This is a genomic window from Myxococcales bacterium (assembly GCA_016712525.1).
GTDB lineage: Bacteria > Myxococcota_A > Polyangia > Polyangiales > Polyangiaceae > JAAFHV01.
This window is the reverse complement of sequence record JADJQX010000008.1, coordinates 1,028,690-1,044,210: the sequence shown is the minus strand read 5'-3', so window position 1 is coordinate 1,044,210 and position 15,521 is coordinate 1,028,690. Positions and strand designations below refer to the sequence as shown.

14 protein-coding genes are annotated in these 15,521 nt (G+C 68.7%); 12 read left to right on the top strand and 2 right to left on the bottom strand.

The window, feature by feature from the left end:
* The first annotated feature begins 88 nt into the window (after nucleotides 1–88).
* The 3 genes from IPK71_34035 to IPK71_34025 all read left to right on the top strand — a co-directional run bounded on the left by IPK71_34035 (nucleotide 89) and on the right by IPK71_34025 (nucleotide 4,338).
* Entirely contained in the window at nucleotides 89–1,642 is a 1,554-nt protein-coding gene (locus IPK71_34035; GenBank protein ID MBK8218776.1) for a hypothetical protein, read from the top strand.
* Between the two features lie 238 nt (nucleotides 1,643–1,880).
* Complete coding sequence (locus IPK71_34030; protein ID MBK8218775.1) at nucleotides 1,881–3,461, top strand: hypothetical protein; 1,581 nt, start codon at nucleotides 1,881–1,883, stop codon at nucleotides 3,459–3,461.
* Nucleotides 3,462–3,729: 268 nt separating this feature from the next.
* The gene (locus IPK71_34025) at nucleotides 3,730–4,338 is read left to right on the top strand and encodes a hypothetical protein (GenBank protein MBK8218774.1); all 609 of its coding nucleotides are present in this window, start codon (nucleotides 3,730–3,732) and stop codon (nucleotides 4,336–4,338) included.
* A 115-nt stretch (nucleotides 4,339–4,453) separates the two neighbouring features.
* Here the strand turns inward: IPK71_34025 and IPK71_34020 are convergent, their stop codons facing one another.
* Both IPK71_34020 and IPK71_34015 read right to left on the bottom strand, forming a co-directional pair.
* Nucleotides 4,454–5,122 (bottom strand): DUF1109 family protein, encoded by a 669-nt coding sequence (locus IPK71_34020; protein ID MBK8218773.1) that lies wholly within the window; start codon nucleotides 5,120–5,122, stop codon nucleotides 4,454–4,456.
* Nucleotides 5,119–5,799: an RNA polymerase sigma factor gene (locus IPK71_34015; protein MBK8218772.1), complete on the bottom strand. Its 681-nt coding sequence runs from the start codon at nucleotides 5,797–5,799 to the stop codon at nucleotides 5,119–5,121. The genes IPK71_34020 and IPK71_34015 overlap by 4 nt, the downstream gene beginning before the upstream one ends.
* Nucleotides 5,800–5,865: 66 nt before the next feature.
* Between IPK71_34015 and IPK71_34010 the strand changes: the two genes are divergently transcribed.
* The 9 genes from IPK71_34010 (at nucleotide 5,866) to IPK71_33970 (ending at nucleotide 15,513) form a co-directional block, all read left to right on the top strand.
* Nucleotides 5,866–6,267, top strand: a complete 402-nt coding sequence (locus IPK71_34010) for a hypothetical protein (protein MBK8218771.1) — start codon at nucleotides 5,866–5,868, stop codon at nucleotides 6,265–6,267.
* Nucleotides 6,264–6,728, top strand: coding sequence for a GNAT family N-acetyltransferase (locus IPK71_34005; GenBank protein ID MBK8218770.1), 465 nt, complete (start codon nucleotides 6,264–6,266; stop codon nucleotides 6,726–6,728). Before IPK71_34010 ends, IPK71_34005 begins: the two co-directional genes overlap by 4 nt.
* A 68-nt stretch (nucleotides 6,729–6,796) precedes the next feature.
* Nucleotides 6,797–7,231, top strand: coding sequence for a hypothetical protein (locus IPK71_34000; protein MBK8218769.1), 435 nt, complete (start codon nucleotides 6,797–6,799; stop codon nucleotides 7,229–7,231).
* A 281-nt stretch (nucleotides 7,232–7,512) separates the two neighbouring features.
* Nucleotides 7,513–8,139, top strand: coding sequence for a cytochrome c3 family protein (locus IPK71_33995; GenBank protein MBK8218768.1), 627 nt, complete (start codon nucleotides 7,513–7,515; stop codon nucleotides 8,137–8,139).
* A 359-nt stretch (nucleotides 8,140–8,498) separates the two neighbouring features.
* Complete coding sequence (locus IPK71_33990; GenBank protein ID MBK8218767.1) at nucleotides 8,499–11,408, top strand: 4Fe-4S dicluster domain-containing protein; 2,910 nt, start codon at nucleotides 8,499–8,501, stop codon at nucleotides 11,406–11,408.
* A 1-nt stretch (nucleotide 11,409) separates the two neighbouring features.
* Nucleotides 11,410–12,861, top strand: coding sequence for a polysulfide reductase NrfD (gene nrfD, locus IPK71_33985; GenBank protein ID MBK8218766.1), 1,452 nt, complete (start codon nucleotides 11,410–11,412; stop codon nucleotides 12,859–12,861).
* Nucleotides 12,861–13,451 carry a DUF3341 domain-containing protein gene (locus IPK71_33980; GenBank protein ID MBK8218765.1) on the top strand — a complete coding sequence of 197 codons (591 nt, stop codon included), beginning with the start codon at nucleotides 12,861–12,863 and terminating at the stop codon, nucleotides 13,449–13,451. The genes nrfD and IPK71_33980 overlap by 1 nt, the downstream gene beginning before the upstream one ends.
* Entirely contained in the window at nucleotides 13,448–14,080 is a 633-nt protein-coding gene (locus IPK71_33975; protein ID MBK8218764.1) for a cytochrome c, read from the top strand. Before IPK71_33980 ends, IPK71_33975 begins: the two co-directional genes overlap by 4 nt.
* Nucleotides 14,077–15,513, top strand: coding sequence for a hypothetical protein (locus IPK71_33970; protein MBK8218763.1), 1,437 nt, complete (start codon nucleotides 14,077–14,079; stop codon nucleotides 15,511–15,513). Before IPK71_33975 ends, IPK71_33970 begins: the two co-directional genes overlap by 4 nt.
* Nucleotides 15,514–15,521: the final 8 nt, after the last annotated feature.

Below are 15,521 nucleotides of genomic sequence, written 5' to 3'. Positions count from 1 at the left end.
GAGGGCGCCGACGGAGGGGGCACGAAGGCAAGCTCGCGAGCGGTTCGCGGGAGCGCCTTCGGTCCTCAAGGTCGTTCGGAGGTGTGTCATGCGTCGGTTGGCTCTCGTTGCGTTGGTCCTCGGTTCGTTCGGTTCGGTGGCGTGTGGCTCGGCGGCGGAGCCCCTCCCGGCTCTTGGCGCGGACGGGGGGCCGGCGGCGAGCTCGGAGCTTCCTGGGCAAGCTCCCGGAGCCGACGGCGGGCGTGGGGACGGTCGCCCCGCCGAGCCGCCCGCGCCTCCGGCGAAGGCCGAAGAGGTCACCGAGCAGTACGGCGTGTTCGTCGCGAAGGATGGGACGGCCGAGAACCCGGGCACCCGCAAATCGCCGCTCGCGAGCATCGCCGAGGGCATCGCGAAGGCGAAGGCCGACAAGAAGGGCCGCGTCTACGTCTGCGAAGGCACCTACCTCGAGAGCCTCGAGCTCGAGGCTGGCGTGTCGATCGTCGGAGGCCTCGACTGCTCGGGCCCCACGTGGAAGCTCACCGACAAGCGCAGCACGCTCGACGCGCCCTCGAGCCCCGCGATCCGGGCGGTCGGCATCACGACGGCGACGCGCGTCGACGGGCTCGACGTGAAGGCCCCGAACGCGACCGCGCCGTCGGGCTCGTCGATCGGTCTCTTCGCGGTCGACTCGAACGCGCTCACGTTCGCGAAGGGCTCGATCACCGCGGGGGACGGCATGAAGGGCGACGACGGCGTCGAGGGTGAGCCGCTCGTGCTCTCCGTCGAGACCGCGGCGGTGGCCGGTGGGGGCAACGTCGTGCTGATGGAGCGGCCAGGGGCGCCCATCGCGGGCGGCGCCGGCGCGACGGCCGTGTGCAAGACGCCCGATGGGCTCCCCTCGATGCGCACGGCGGGCGCCACCGGCGGCTCTTCGGGTGTCTACTCGGAGTTCTTCGGGTCGTGGAACGTTGCCGTGGTCGGCGTCGCTCCGTTCACGTACCCCGCGAACCCCGGTGATCCCGGCGCGCCGCCTGGCTCGGGCAAGGAAGGAAAGGCCGGCGCTTCGAGCACCGGAGGCACGCTCGGCGAAGACGGCTACGTCCCCGGTGACGGGACCGCCGGCACGAACGGCGAGGTCGGCATCGGCGGGCGCGGCGCGAAGGGACAGGCGCCCACGATCGGTGTCGCCGCGAACCGGCACGCGTACGGTCGCGCGGGCGGTGGCGGTGGCGCGGGAGGGTGCCCCGGGCTCGCGGGCACGGCAGGAAAAGGCGGTGGCGCGAGCATCGCGGCTGCCCTCGTGCGGAGCCCGGTGCGCTTCGACGGCATGGCGCTCACGGCGGGCGCGGGTGGCGCCGGTGGGCGGGGCACGTTCGGCAGCAACCCGACCGGCGGCAGCTCGGGCGCCGACGACGCTCTCCCGTGGGTCATGAGCCCGGAGCGAACGAGCGCCGGTGGCCTCGGCGGCGCTGCCGGTATCTCCGGTCACGGTGCGGGTGGTCCGTCGATCGCGATCGCCCACGAGGGGCTCGCGCCGATCGTCGCTCAGTCGACGTCGAAGCCCGGTGTCGCAGGGCCCGGCGTGGCCGCGGTCTCGCAGGGAGCTCGCACGATCCCGGCGTCGCCTGCCGGTGTGGCGGAGGCCGTGCGCGCGTACTGAGGCGCTTCGTTCCGAGAGAGGCCCGCGGAGCCCACGTGCTCCGCGGGCCTCTCTGCGTCGGGCGTCGGAAGTGAACGAACAAGGATGAAAATAGGTGTTTCGTGAGTCGATAAAAAAACGACGAGCCCGGTCGATCGTGCGCAACACCCTCGTGGCTCCCGCCGACCCACGAGCACGGACGGCGACCTCTCGAAGGGTTCGGGGGGAGCCGCCGGATCGTGTTCTTTCGGAGGTACTCATGCGTCGTTTCGTTTTTGCGGCCATCGCCATCGGTTCGGTCTCGGCTCCTCTCGTGGCTTGCGGCTCCGCGGCCGAGGAGGTCCCGGTGATCGGCGTCGACGGTGGCACTCGGCCCACCCCGGGCGCGCCGCCCGCTCCCTCGTCGTCTGGCTCCTCGGCGCCTTCGGCCGACGCCGCCCCACCGCCGCCGCCGAGCGACGGAGGAAAACCTGCCGAGCCACCCGCGCCCCCGCCGAAGGCCGACGAGATCACCGAGCAACAAGGGATCTTCGTCGCGCTGAACGGAGCGGCCGGTGCCCCCGGTACCCGCCAAGCGCCGCTCCAGAGCATCGCCGAGGCGATCGCGAAGGCCGAAGCCGACGCCAAGGGCCGCGTGTTCGTGTGCGAAGGCACGTACCTCGAGGCCATCGAGCTCGCCAACGGGATCTCGCTCGTCGGCGGTCTCGACTGCTCGGGCCCCACGTGGAAGCTCACCGACAAACGCAGCGCGATCGAGAGCCCCACGAGCCCGGCCATCCGCGCCTCGGGGATCACGAGGGCGACGCGTCTCGACCACTTCAACGTGGTCGCCCCCGACGCGGCCACACCCTCCGGGTCGTCGATCGGCCTCCTCGCGGTCGACTCGAACGCCCTCACCTTCGCGAACGGCTCGATCCGCGCAGGGAGTGGGATGAAAGGCGACGATGGCGTCGAAGGTGCGCAACTTGTCGCGTTTTCGGCGTTTTCCGCCGAGGCCGGCGTGCCCTACGGGGCGTTGCCTTCGGGGGTGCTCCCGGTCCCACGCGACGGAGGCCGCGGCGGGATCACGCAGTGCCTGCGCCCCGACATGACCCTCTTCAAGCTCGCGAACGGAGGCAGCGGAGGCCCCAGCGGGGTCTTCAACCGCTCCACCTCGGGCGCTGAGTGGGTCGCCATTCCGGGGGGCTCGTTCGTCTCGCGCGGAGCGGTCACGCCGGCAGGGGCGAACGGCGTGAACGGCGCCTCGAGCACGGGTGGACAGCTCGGGGACGAGGGCTACGTGCCGGGCGACGGAACCCCCGGGACCGACGGTGACGTCGGCACGGGAGGAAACGGTGGCAACGGTCAGCCGCCGCCGCAAATCTCGTACAGCGGAGTCGGGCGTCACTACGGCACCACGGGTCCTGGCGGCGGAGCTGGAGGGTGTCCGGGGCTCGCGGGCACGGCCGGAAAGGGCGGCGGAGCGAGCATCGGCGCGGCCCTCGTGCGCAGCCCGGTGCGCTTCGACACCGTCGTCGTCGAGTCGGCCAACGGCGGCGCGGGTGGGCGTGGCGCCATCGGCAGCAACGCGACCGCAGGCAGCAAAGGGGGCAACGACAACGTCTTCACGGCGGACGACACGAAGTCGTATCCGGGCGGCGCGGGCGGTAACGCCGGTATCTCGGGGAGCGGTGCGGGAGGCCCGTCGATCGCCATCGCCTACCAGGGCCTCGCGCCCATCCAGTCGCAGACCACCACGCGCTTCGGTATCGGCGGCGCCGGCGTCGACGCCGTGACCCAGGGCGGACGCACGCTGCCCGCCTCTCCCTCCGGCGCGGCGACGGGCGCGAAATCGATGTAGTCTACACGTTCGCGCGGGCGCTCCCGAGAGCGCGACACGGGCCTCGTGGCATCCGCCACGGGGCCTTCGTCGTTCTTGGGTCGCGTCGAACGGCGGCGTTTCTGGCGAGGCGCGACGCGCGCGCGTGCTCGTCGCGTCCGAAGCGAAGGGGAGAAAAAAACGAAGGTCGCGTCGATTGTTCGCAACACGCGCCGGGGACCTGCCGACGAGAGGGCATGGGGAACGCGAACGGTTCGCGCTTCACCCCGCTTTTTCAAGGAGGTTTGCCATGCGTCGTTTCGTACTTTCGTTCATCGTCTCTGCCCTCTTCGTTCCGGCTGCGGTCGCCTGCGCGGCTCCCTCGGGAGATCCGAGCTCCGACGAGGAGGCCGTCGAGAGCGCCCTCGTCGCGCCCTCTCCCGGTGCACCCCTCGAGGAGCGCGCCGGTTGGGAGGCGGGTGCCCCCAAGATGCAGCCGGGTCGGCTCGTTGCCCCGGCGTGGGAGCACGAGGCCGCTTGGGATGCCGGGCCGCGCCCGACGATGAAGGACGGCGTGCTCGCGCCGCTCTCGGCCGCCGAGAGCGCGCGTGGGTGGGACGGCGCTCCGCCGAGCACCGTCAAAGCGGCGCGGCTCGCCCCCTTCGCCGAGGGGGAACGCGAGGCCGCGTGGGACGGTGGCGCCCGACCGACGATGCGTGAGCGCGAAGGAGAGGCCTCGTCGGACGCCGAGCGCGCCGCGTGGAAAGCCGGGGAGCGCGCCTCGCTCCTCGGTGACTCGGAGAAACCCGCCGACTCCTTGCCCTCGACGCGCGCCGGCTGGGACGCCGAGCACGACACCATGAAGGAGGACGAGGGGCCCCCGTCCCGCCGTGCCATGTGGATGGACGCCGGCCCGTGAGGGGCAGACGAAGGGGCGAGGCCACACGGTGCCTCGCCCCGGGTCGTCCTCGTAGGTCATGAGCGATGTGTCGAACCATCGTTCGCACGGCTCGAAAGATACGCCGTCGGTGGTTTCAGCGCGGGTCGCGCCGGCGGAGGGCGAGGACCGATTGCCCCACGAGCGCTCCGATGAAAGCGAACAGCAGCACCGGAAGCGCGTGGCCGACGAGCACGTGGGTCGCCGTGTTGTTCGGGCAAACGAGCATCATTCCGGCGCCCGCCCAGGCTCCCGCGACCACCCCGAACGACGCCCCCCGCACCCGCGGGGTCACGGGATCCTGCCCGCGGAAGTGCGTGAGCAGGACGGAGAGCGGGGCCGCGCCCATCACGAGCCCGAGGCCGATGCACACCACGTCTTTGTGGGGGCTCGTGGCGGCCGTCCACGTGTCGGGCCAGAGGACGACGCCGAGCGTCCCGAGCACGAACGCCGCGATCGGACCGCCCACGGCGAGCGCGGCGAGGCGAGGCGTTCGTGGCCCGAGCGGCGACGACGAGACGAGCGTGAGCACCGTGCTCGTCACTGCGAGCAAAGACCAGAGGAAGGCCACCGTGACGGCGAGCGATAGCGGGCGCCCCTTCGCTCCGGCACCGAAGACCGCGAGCATGACGACCGGTGGTACGGCCGCCGCGAGCGAGAGCACGACTCGGGTCCGAGCGACCTCGGCGTGGGTCTTCGACGGTGTGGCCTTGGCGGCCGCGAGGATGCGGGCCCTCACGGCGTCGCTCGGGCGTTCGGCGCTCATGACTGCCCTCCTTCGAGCTCGGCGAGCACGTCGCGGAGGCTCTCGTACGCGCGGTGGGCGCGGAGCTTCACGGCGGCCTCGGATACCCCCAGAATCTGGGCCGCGTCGGCGATGCTGAGGCCCTCTTCACGCACGAGACGGAACGCTTCGCGTTGGAGCTCGGGGAGCGTCTCGAGGCGCGCGCGGAGAGCGTCGGAGAGCTCGCGCGCCTGCGTGACGGCTTCGCCGGACGGGTGGGTGTTGAGCTGCGCGGAGTGCTCCTCCTCGTACGCGTCGTGGAGGTGATCGCGCTTCCGTCGCCGGGTGCCGTCGATGAAGAGCCTGCGGGCGATGGCGTACGCCCACGGGACGACGTCCGCCCCTTGTTGAAAGCGGCCACGCGCGTCGTGCATTTGGAGGAACGTCTGCTGGAGCACGTCCTCGGCACGCGCATCGTCGCGGGTGAGGCGCACGAGGTAGCGGAAGAGGCGAGGGGAGAGCTCGTCGTAGACGTCGGCGAAGGCGCTGTCGTCGCCCCGGCCGTAGCGCGCCATCGCGAGGCTCGCCTTCGAGTCGGGACCATCGCCGTTCACGGACCGGAGGCTAGCCGCGAACGCGACGAACGACGAGAAAATGCGCGTCGTCCCCGCCTCGAGGCGAGCGAACCCGGGTGCGAAGGGGGTCGCGAGGACCTGCATGCTCCCCACTACGCCGGCGCTCGCCTTGGGTTTCGCACGAACCCACGAAGCACTATAGAGCCGCTCATGAGTGAATCGACGGCCCCGCTCGCGATCGAGCCCTCGAAGGCCGACAAACCCCTCGACGCGCCCCGCAAGCTCACCCCGGTGGAGTGGATGTGTGTGCTCGTAGGAGGGAACACGTCGGTGTTTCTGCTCGGGTTTTCGCTCGTGACCGGGCGCTTCCGCTCCATGTTCGAGGGGATAGGAGAGAAGGCCCCGTGGATCGTGAGGCTCGCGGCCACTTGGTACGCGCCCACGGCCTTCGGGCTCGTCACCGGGCTCGGGCTCGTTTTGGCGCTCGTATCGCAGGGGAAGCGGCGTCGGGCGGGGCTGGCCGCGGCCGCGATCTTCGGTGCCGTCGCGACGGCCGCGTTCGCGTACGCGGTGGCGTGGCCCGGTCAGGCCATCGCGTCTCCCGCCAAATGACGGACATCGTCGTTCGTCGCGCGTCGCTCCTCGAGCCCGCCGCGGTCTCGCTCGTTCGAGAGCTCGACGCCGAGCTGCTGGCGCTCTATCCGGACGAGGGGGAGGGGTTCTTCGATCTTCGCGGCGAAGAGGTCGAAGCGCCGCGCGGCGCCTTTTTTCTCGCGTACCGGGGGGACGTGGCGGTGGCGTGCGGCGCCGTGCGATCGATCGACGCGCGCACGGCCGAGGTGAAGCGCATGTACGTCTCGCGCGAGGCCCGCGGGCTCGGGCTCGGGCGTCGCCTCTTGCGTACGCTGGAGGCCGCCGCGCGCGATCTCGGAAAGACCCGCATCGTGCTCGAGACCGGCACCCGCCAGCCCGAGGCCGTGGCCCTCTACCGCGCGGAGGGCTACGTCGACGTGCCGCGCTTCGGAAGCTACCCCGACTCTCCCCTGAGCCTCTGGCTCGGTAAGCCTTTGTAGCGCGCCCGCCCCGGCGCGAAGGGCCCTCCCCCTTGACGCGTGGACCGGGTGGGCATAACGCCCCGCCCATGATGCGCGCGCTCGTCTTCGCGTTCGCGATGGCCTTCGGGGTCTCCGCGGGAGCGGCGTGCCAAGGGGCGAAACCTTCGAGCGACTTTCACGGCGTGAAGCTCGGCATGACCGCGGGCGACGTACGGCAGCGGTTCCAGGGGCCGAAGGGCACGTGGAAGGCCACGCCCGGCGAAGAAATGCTCCTCGACTACTCGCCGGACCAGGGCACCGTCCCCACCGTTCGCTTCGAGTTCCATTCCGGCATGCTCGTCGCCATCCGCGCCACCCTCGATCCTCACGACCCCTCGGCGTCGCTCCTGCCTCGCGAAGTGACGGCGGGCGCGGTCATCGCGCGAGAGCACGACGGGCCCCACGTGAAGCTCACCTGGCTCTCCCGCGACTGCCCCACCCACAAGGACGAAGCCGACCGTCTCGTGAAGGGTGCGCCGTGAGCTCTTCCGGCAGCGCAAGAATTTCGCGAATCTCTCAAGATATTTGTTCAATGAATTCGAATGGTTCCATGATGCCGTGGCCGATCGTAGCACCGCGGCATTTTGTCGCCGGAACCGACTTGTACCGAAACCCTCCACTCCTCTATAAGAGCGCCGCCATAAGGCGCCCTGCGATCTCACGGCTTTTGCCGCGGGCACGCAGAGCGCGCGACGCGCGACACAGTAGCCGGGTGTCGGCCCACACTCGCTGAGCTCGACACCCCCGCAGTACTCGGACGCCTATGCAGATCTTCCCCCGATCGCTCAACAAGCTCCCGCAGATTCTCGGTGCCGTAGGCGCCGTGGTCCCGGCCGTGGTGGTTCTCCTCGTGTGGTACTACCTCACGCCGAAGAACTTCCAGGTCGGCTACGCGCCCACCCAGCCCGTGCCGTACTCGCACCGTCTGCACGTGGGGCAGCTCGGCATGGACTGCCGGTATTGCCACGCCAACGTGGAGACCGCGGCCCACGCGATGATCCCGCCGACGCAGACCTGCATGGGCTGCCACGCGATCGTGAAGACCGACAGCGCCAAGCTGAAGCCGGTCCGCGACAGCTGGGAGAAGGGCACGGCGGTCGAGTGGGTGAAGATCCACCACCTCCCCGATCACGCCTACTTCAACCACTCGGTGCACGTCGCCGTCGGCGTCGGCTGCGCGACATGCCACGGCCGCGTGGATCGCATGGAAGTCGTGCGCTCCGATCAGCCCATCAACATGGGCTGGTGCCTCGATTGTCACCGAAACCCCACGCCGAACCTTCGCCCGAAGGACCAGGTCACCAACATGGAGTGGACGCCTGCCCAGGCGAGCAACTTCACTCCTCCGGCCGTGAATCCCCCCACGCATTGCTCCGGGTGCCACCGATGAGCCGCCGAACGCCCTACGAATTCGACAAACCCCAAGACGGCGCGAAGCTCTTCTGGAAGAGCCTCGAATCGAAAGAGAACCCCGAAGCACGGGACGTGCGCGCGGCCGCCGAGTTCCCCCTCGGCTTCGAGGAGACGAAGGGTGGCCCCAAGCGCCTGCCGGTCGTGTCCTCGCAGGCCGTGAAAGACGTCGACCCGGCCGATAGCGTCGGTCGTCGCGGGTTCATGCTCTTCGCCGGCCTGACGACGGCCCTCTTCGCCGAGGGCTGCGCGCGCCGCCCCGTCGAGAAGATCCTGCCCTACACGAAGGCTCCGGAGTACGCGCTCCCCAACGTGTCGGAGCACTACGCTACCGTGCGTATGCACCGCGGCGAGGCCATCGGCCTCGTGGTCGAGTCGCACGAGGGTCGCCCCACCAAGGTCGAGGGCAACCCCGACCACCCCGGCAGCCGCGGCAAGACCGACGCGTTCTCGCAGGCCAGCATCTTCGACGTGTACGACCCGGACCGCATCCGCGCTCCGATGAACGCGCACCGCGAGGGCACCCGCAACATCGGGCACCAGCCGAAGGCCTTCGCCGACGCCGAGCAGGCCTTCGAAGAGGCGATTCGTGGCCAGGCGGGCAACGGCGGGCAGAAGCTCCGCGTGCTCTACCAGCCGTCGACCTCGCCCACCTTCCTTCGCCTGATCGACGGCGTGAAGGCGCGCTTCCCTCAGGCGAAGCTCGTCGCGTACGCCCCCGTCAGCGACGAGAACGTGCGCGCCGGCGCGAAGCTCGCGTTCGGCGAGAGCCTCTCGGTGGCCCACGACCTCGCCCAAGCCGAGACGATCGTCGCCATCGACTCGGACTTCCTCGGGCTCGAAGCCGGCGCCGTCCGCAACACACGAGGCTTCTCGGCGGCGCGCCGCCCGAAGACGCCGAACGACCCGATGAACCGCCTCTACGTGGTCGAGCCCGCGCTCACCACGACGGGCTCGAACGCCGACCACCGCCTCCGCCTGGCGGCGCGCGACATCGAGGGCTATGTCCTCGCACTCGCTAAGGAAATTGCCGCGCTCGGGGCCGGCGCCGACGTGCTCGCCCCCATCGCCGCCGAGGCCGCGAAGGCCGAGGTGAAGGGCATCCCGGAGAAGTGGCTCAAGGTCGTCGCGAAGGAGCTTGTGGCGAACAAGGGCAAGGGCGCGGTCCTCGTGGGCGCGCGTCAGCCCGCTCGTGTCCACGCCGCCGTCCACGCCATCAACGCGGCGCTCGGCAACATCGGCCGCACGGTGAACCTCTTCCCCGCGCCCGAGGTGACCGAGAGCCTCGACGAGCTCAAGGCCCTCGCGGCCGACCTCGAAGGGAACAAGGTCGACCTCCTCGTGGTGCTCGGTGGAAACCCGGCCTACGACGCGCCCGCCGATCTCAAGCTCGCCGACAAGATCCACAGCGTGCTCACGTCGGTGACCTTCACGTCGCACATGAGCGAGACCGCGCTCGCGTCGACGTGGGCCTTCCCCCGCGCGCACGAGCTCGAGACCTGGGGCGACGCCCGCGGCCTCGACGGCTCGGTGGCGGTGCAGCAGCCGCTCATCCAGCCGATCCACTCGGGCAAAAGCGACATCGAGGTGCTCGCGGCGCTCGCCGGGGAGCCGAGCCGCAAAGGCTACGACCTCGTCCGCGCCACGCTGCGCTCGCTCCCGCTCGAGGGGGGCAAGCCCTGCGGCGCGCCGGCGTTCGAGCAGATGTGGACCCGCGCCCTCAACAAGGGCATCGTCCAGGGCGCCGAGCCCAAGGCGCGCGGCGGTCTCAAGCCCAAGTCGGCCGAGATCGGGCAAGCCATCGCCAAGGCCACGCGTTCGTCGAAGCCGCTCGGCCAAGACAACCTCGAGGTCACGTTCGCCCCGGACTCGCGCCTCTTCGACGGCCGGTACGCGAACAACCCCTGGCTGCTCGAGCTCCCCGAGGTCGCGAGCAAGCTCACGTGGGACAACGTCGCCTCGTTCTCGCCTGCCACGGCCAAGGCCCTCGGGCTCGAGTCGGGCGAGATGGTCCGCCTCACCCGCGGCCAGGCCACCCTCGAGATCGCCGCGTGGGTCCAGCCCGGCCAGGCCGACAACTCCGTCGCGCTCACGCTCGGCTGGGGTCGTCAAGAGGCCGGTCGTTACGGCGACAAACACGGCTTCAACTCCGGGTCGCTGCGCACGATCGACGCGATGGACTTCGCCGACGGCGTGACCGTCGCGAAGATGGGCGCCGACGAGCGCGACAAGCTCGCCGACAAGCTCCGTCGCCCCGGCATCTCGGGCAATGACTCTCCGGCCCCCGGTCGCGTCGAGCCCGACGGGCCGTACGACGTCGCCACGGGCCGCTTCAAGCTCGCCCAGACGCAAGACCACCACGAGATGGAAGGTCGCCCGATCGCCATCGACGCGACGGTCGAGGAGTACCGGAAGCAGCCGGATTTCCCGCTCTTCCCGGCCCCCGAGCACCACCGCAAGTACGGCACGCCCGACCCGGCGGTCGGCCCGCTCTGGAAGCAGGTCGACTACTCGAAGGCCACCTACAAGTGGAGCATGAACATCGACCTCTCCGCGTGCACGGGCTGCAATGCCTGCGTCATCGCGTGCCAGGCCGAGAACAACATCCCGGTCGTCGGCAAGGAGCAGGTCATGCGCGGCCGCGAGATGGCCTGGATCCGCATCGACCGCTACTTCGTCGGCGACGACATCGAGAACCCCGACGTCAGCTTCCAGCCCGTCGCCTGCGTGCAGTGCGAAGAGGCCCCCTGCGAGAACGTCTGCCCGGTCAACGCGACCGAGCACTCGCCCGACGGCCTCAACGACATGGCGTACAACCGCTGCATCGGCACGCGCTACTGCGCGAACAACTGCCCCTACAAGGTGCGTCGCTTCAACTTCCTCAATTATCACGGCAACTTGGGAGAGGTGCCGGAGGTCGAGAAGATGAAGTTCAACCCGAACGTCACCGTGCGCATGCGCGGTGTCATCGAGAAGTGCAACTACTGCGTCCAGCGCATCGAAGAGGCCAAGATCGCCATTCGACGCGAGGGGCGCGAGATGAAGGACGGAGACGTGGTCAGCGCGTGCGCCCAGGCGTGCCCCGCCCAGGCCATCGTGTTCGGCAACCTCAACGACCCGAAGAGCCGCGTGTCGCAGGTCGACGCCCTCACCCGCGGATACCACCTCCTCGCCGAGATCGGCACGCGCCCGCGGACCAAGTACCTCGGAAAGATCCGGAACCCGAATCCCGAAATGGGGAAGGCCTGAGATGAGCAGCCCGAATCTTCCCATCAAAGAAATCGGTGAGGTCCCGCTCGTCGGCGAGGGGACGACCATCAAGTCGATCACCGAGACCGTCTGCCGCGTGACCGAGAACAAGGCGCCGCGCGGCTGGTGGATCGGCTTCCTCTTGGCGGCCAACTTCACCGGCATCATGGGCCTCGCCATCGGCTACCTGCTCTGGACCGGCATCGGTGTCTGGGGCAACAACGCGCCGATCTACTGGGCCTGGGACATCACCAACTTCGTGTGGTGGATCGGCATCGGCCACGCCGGCACGCTGATCAGCGCGGTGCTCTTCCTCTTCCGCCAGAAGTGGCGAACGAGCATCAACCGCTTCGCCGAAGCCATGACGATCTTCGCCGTCATGTGCGCCCTGATATTCCCGGGCATCCACGTCGGCCGCATCTGGTTCGCCTACTACATGGGGCCGATCCCGAACGAGATGCAGATGTGGCCCAACTTCAAGAGCCCGCTCATCTGGGACGTCTTCGCGGTCTCGACCTACGCGACGGTCTCGGCGCTCTTCTGGTACGTGGGCCTCATCCCCGACCTCGCCACCCTCCGCGACCGCGCGAAGAACATGCTGCGTAAGCGTGTGTACGGAGCTCTCGCACTCGGCTGGCGCGGCGCGAACCGCCACTGGCAGAACTACGAGCGCGCGTACCTCATCCTCGCCGCGATCTCGACCCCGCTCGTCTTCTCGGTGCACTCGGTCGTTTCGTTCGACTTCGCCACCTCGGTCATGCCGGGCTGGCACACGACGATCTTCCCGCCCTACTTCGTCGCCGGCGCCGTCTTCTCGGGGTTCGCGATGGTCATGACGCTCATGCTCATCACCCGCGCGGTGTACGGCATGCGCAGCATCGTGACGATGAAGCACCTCGAGCTGATGAACAAGATCATGCTCACGACGGGCAGCCTCGTCGGCTACGCGTACGCGATGGAGTTCTTCATCGCTTGGTACTCGGGCAACGAGTACGAGCGCTACGTCTTCTTCGTCAACCGCGCGACGGGCCCCTACGCCTGGGCGTACTGGACGATGGTCTCCTGCAACGTGCTCTCGCCGCAGGTGTTCTGGTTCAAGCGCTTCCGCACCAGCATCCCGGTGATGTTCGTGGTGTCGATCCTCATCAACATCGGCATGTGGTTCGAGCGCTTCGTCATCATCGTGACGTCGCTCCACCGCGACTTCCTCCCGTCGTCCTGGGGTTACTTCCGCCCCACGCTGATCGACATCTTCATCTACCTCGGCACGCTCGGCCTCTTCTTCACCCTGTTCCTCCTCTTCATCCGCTGGGTGCCGATGATCGCCATCGCCGAGGTCAAGGCCACGCTCCCCGAGGCCGACCCCCACCACGACCCGAACGAAGCCCACGACCACGACCATGACGAAGAGCATGGTCACGAGGGCGAGCCCGCCGCCGCGGAGGCCGAGTGATGAGCGACGACAGCAGCGACAAAAAGCCGGCGCTCCTCCTCGCCGAGTTCGACACGGCGAAGGACGTCGTGCACGCGGCCGAGAAGGTCCGCGACGCCGGCTACAAGAACTGGGACACGCACACGCCGTTCCCCATCCACGGCATGGACAAGGCCATGGGCCTCGGTCAAAGCAAGCTCGGAGCCATCGTGTTCCCGGCCGCCATGACCGGCACCACGCTCGCCTTCTTCATGATCTGGTGGATGAACGGGGTCGACTATCCCCTCATCATCGGCGGAAAACCGGGCTTCTCGCTCCCGTCGCAGATCCCGATCATGTTCGAGGTGACCGTTCTCTTCTCGGCGTTCTCGACGGTCTTCGGCATGCTTCACCTGAACCGCCTGCCTCGCCACCATCACCCGATCTTCAACTCGGAGCGCTTCTCGGCCTCGACCGACCACAAGTACTTCGTCTCGATCGAAGCCGAAGACCCGAAGTTCGATCTCGAAAAGACCAAGAAGCTCCTCGAGCAGTGCCACGCCACGAACATCGAGGTCGTCTTCGACGACAACGAGGGCGACATGCCCTCCGAGGAGGAGGAGCACGGATGAAGCGCTCCCAGCTCACCACCGTTTCTACGTTCGCCCTCTTCGCTGCCGTGGCCTTGTCGGCCGCAGGTTGCCGTGGCGAGACGAGCAAAGATCCGCCCGTCTTCGGCATTCGCAACATGTACGACCAGCCGCGCTACGACGACCAAGAGGAGAGCGCGTACTTCGACGACAAGCGCACGATGCGCCCGATCCCCGAAGGCGCCGTCTCGCGCGAGCAGAACCCGGACCTCACCGTGACGAGCGGTCGGACCGAAGACAACATGGGCTACGTGCTCGCGGTGCCCAAGTCGGTCGTCGACACCTACGGCGGCATGGAGAAGACGCTCGAGCGCGGCCATGAGCGCTACGGCATCTACTGCGCTCCTTGCCACGACAACACCGGCTCCGGTCAGGGGATGGTCAAGAAGCGCGCGGTCGCCGGCGGCGCTGCGGCCTTCGTCCCGCCCACGTTCCACCAGGACCGCATCCGTCACATGCCCGACGGCCAGCTCTACGCCACCATCTCGAACGGCAAGAGCAACATGCCCGCCTACCCGCAAATCCAAGTGAACGACCGCTGGGCGATCGTCGCGTACGTGCGCGCGCTCCAGCTCAGCCAGGCGAAAGTGCCTCAGGAGCCGTCGCTGTGAGCGAGAAATCTAAGGAGACCGGCGCCAAGAAGGCCGGAAAAGGTAAGGAAGCGACCTACACGATCGAGGGCACGCCGTGGGCGAACGCCTGGAAGATCGCGGGTGGCCTCGGCGCCGTGTTCCTCGTCGTGTCGATGCTCGGCCTCACGATGGACGCGAAGCGCTTCGCGTTCTCGTACCTCTTCGCCTTCGTGGTCTTCCTCACGGTGGCGCTCGGGTCGATCTTCTTCATCCTCATCAATCGGCTCACGAGCGCCGGCTGGAGCGTCACGGTCCGCCGCACCGCCGAGTTCTTCGGCGTCGGCCTCGTGGTGTTCCCGGTCCTCTTCATCCCGATCCTCCTCTCGACGGGCCACCTCTTCCCCTGGTGGAACGAGGGGCACCACGAGGGCGGGGGAGAGCACGCTGCCATCACCATCGTCTCCGAGGCGCACGCCCAGGAGCACGCGGCCCCGGCCGGTCACGGAGCTCCGGCTCCTGCGGGCGCCGAGCACGCGGCCCCTGCGGGTGAGCAGCCTGGTCACGGGCAGAAGGCCGGCCTCGGCCACGGGGATCACCACTCCGGCCAAGAGGCGGCCCTCCACCAGGCTCACGCGACCACGCTCGCGGCCAAGACGGCCTACCTCAACAAGAGCTTCTTCTACGTCCGCGCAGCGATCTACCTCGCCGTGTGGTGCCTGCTCGGCTGGTGGTTCCTCACCATCTCGACCCGCCAGGACACGACGAAGGACCCGAAGGACACCGTCACGGCGCAGAAATTCTCGCCGCTCGCGGCCTGGGGCTTCGGTCTCACCCTGACGTTCTCGATGTTCGACTGGGTCATGTCGCTCGAGCCCGCGTGGTTCTCGACGATCTTCGGCGTGTACATCTTCTCGTGCAGCGCCGTCGCCGCCATGGCCGTGCTCACCTTCGTGCTGCTCCTCCTCAAGGACGGGCCGCTCAAGGGCATGGTCAACGTGGAGCACTTCCACGACATGGGCAAAATCCTCTTTGGATTCAACGGCTTCTGGGCCTACATCGGCTTCTCGCAGTACATGCTGATCTGGTACGCGGGCCTCCCCGAGGAGACCACCTGGTACCACGCGCGTGGTCTCGGCCCGGCCGAGGGCTCGTGGCGGATGATCAGCATCGGGCTCATGGCCGCGCACTTCATCATTCCGTTCTTCATGCTCATCTCGCGGCACGCGAAGCGGAACCTGGACGTGCTCAAGATGGGCGCGGCGTGGCTCTTCGTCGTCCACATCGTCGACATCTACTGGTTCGTGCTCCCGAACTACTCGAAGGAGCTCACGCCCCACTGGCTCGACATCACCTGCCTCCTCGGCGTGGGCGGGGCGTACCTCGGTGTCGTCTTCTACTTCATGGGCAAGCACCAGCTCGTGCCCGTCGGCGACCCGCGCCTCAAGCGCGCCCTCGCCTTCGAGCAGGCCTGAGAGGAAGT

Coding starts and splice junctions, on each gene's coding strand:
- IPK71_34035 (MBK8218776.1), top strand. CDS start 89: ATGCGTCGGTTGGCTCTCGTTGCGTTGGTCCTCGGTTCGTTCGGTTCG.
- IPK71_33975 (MBK8218764.1), top strand. CDS start 13,448: ATGAAGCGCTCCCAGCTCACCACCGTTTCTACGTTCGCCCTCTTCGCT.
- IPK71_34010 (MBK8218771.1), top strand. CDS start 5,866: ATGAGTGAATCGACGGCCCCGCTCGCGATCGAGCCCTCGAAGGCCGAC.
- IPK71_34015 (MBK8218772.1), bottom strand. CDS start 5,799: ATGCAGGTCCTCGCGACCCCCTTCGCACCCGGGTTCGCTCGCCTCGAG.
- nrfD (MBK8218766.1), top strand. CDS start 11,410: ATGAGCAGCCCGAATCTTCCCATCAAAGAAATCGGTGAGGTCCCGCTC.
- IPK71_34005 (MBK8218770.1), top strand. CDS start 6,264: ATGACGGACATCGTCGTTCGTCGCGCGTCGCTCCTCGAGCCCGCCGCG.
- IPK71_33990 (MBK8218767.1), top strand. CDS start 8,499: ATGCACCGCGGCGAGGCCATCGGCCTCGTGGTCGAGTCGCACGAGGGT.
- IPK71_34030 (MBK8218775.1), top strand. CDS start 1,881: ATGCGTCGTTTCGTTTTTGCGGCCATCGCCATCGGTTCGGTCTCGGCT.
- IPK71_34025 (MBK8218774.1), top strand. CDS start 3,730: ATGCGTCGTTTCGTACTTTCGTTCATCGTCTCTGCCCTCTTCGTTCCG.
- IPK71_33995 (MBK8218768.1), top strand. CDS start 7,513: ATGCAGATCTTCCCCCGATCGCTCAACAAGCTCCCGCAGATTCTCGGT.
- IPK71_34020 (MBK8218773.1), bottom strand. CDS start 5,122: ATGAGCGCCGAACGCCCGAGCGACGCCGTGAGGGCCCGCATCCTCGCG.
- IPK71_34000 (MBK8218769.1), top strand. CDS start 6,797: ATGATGCGCGCGCTCGTCTTCGCGTTCGCGATGGCCTTCGGGGTCTCC.
- IPK71_33980 (MBK8218765.1), top strand. CDS start 12,861: ATGAGCGACGACAGCAGCGACAAAAAGCCGGCGCTCCTCCTCGCCGAG.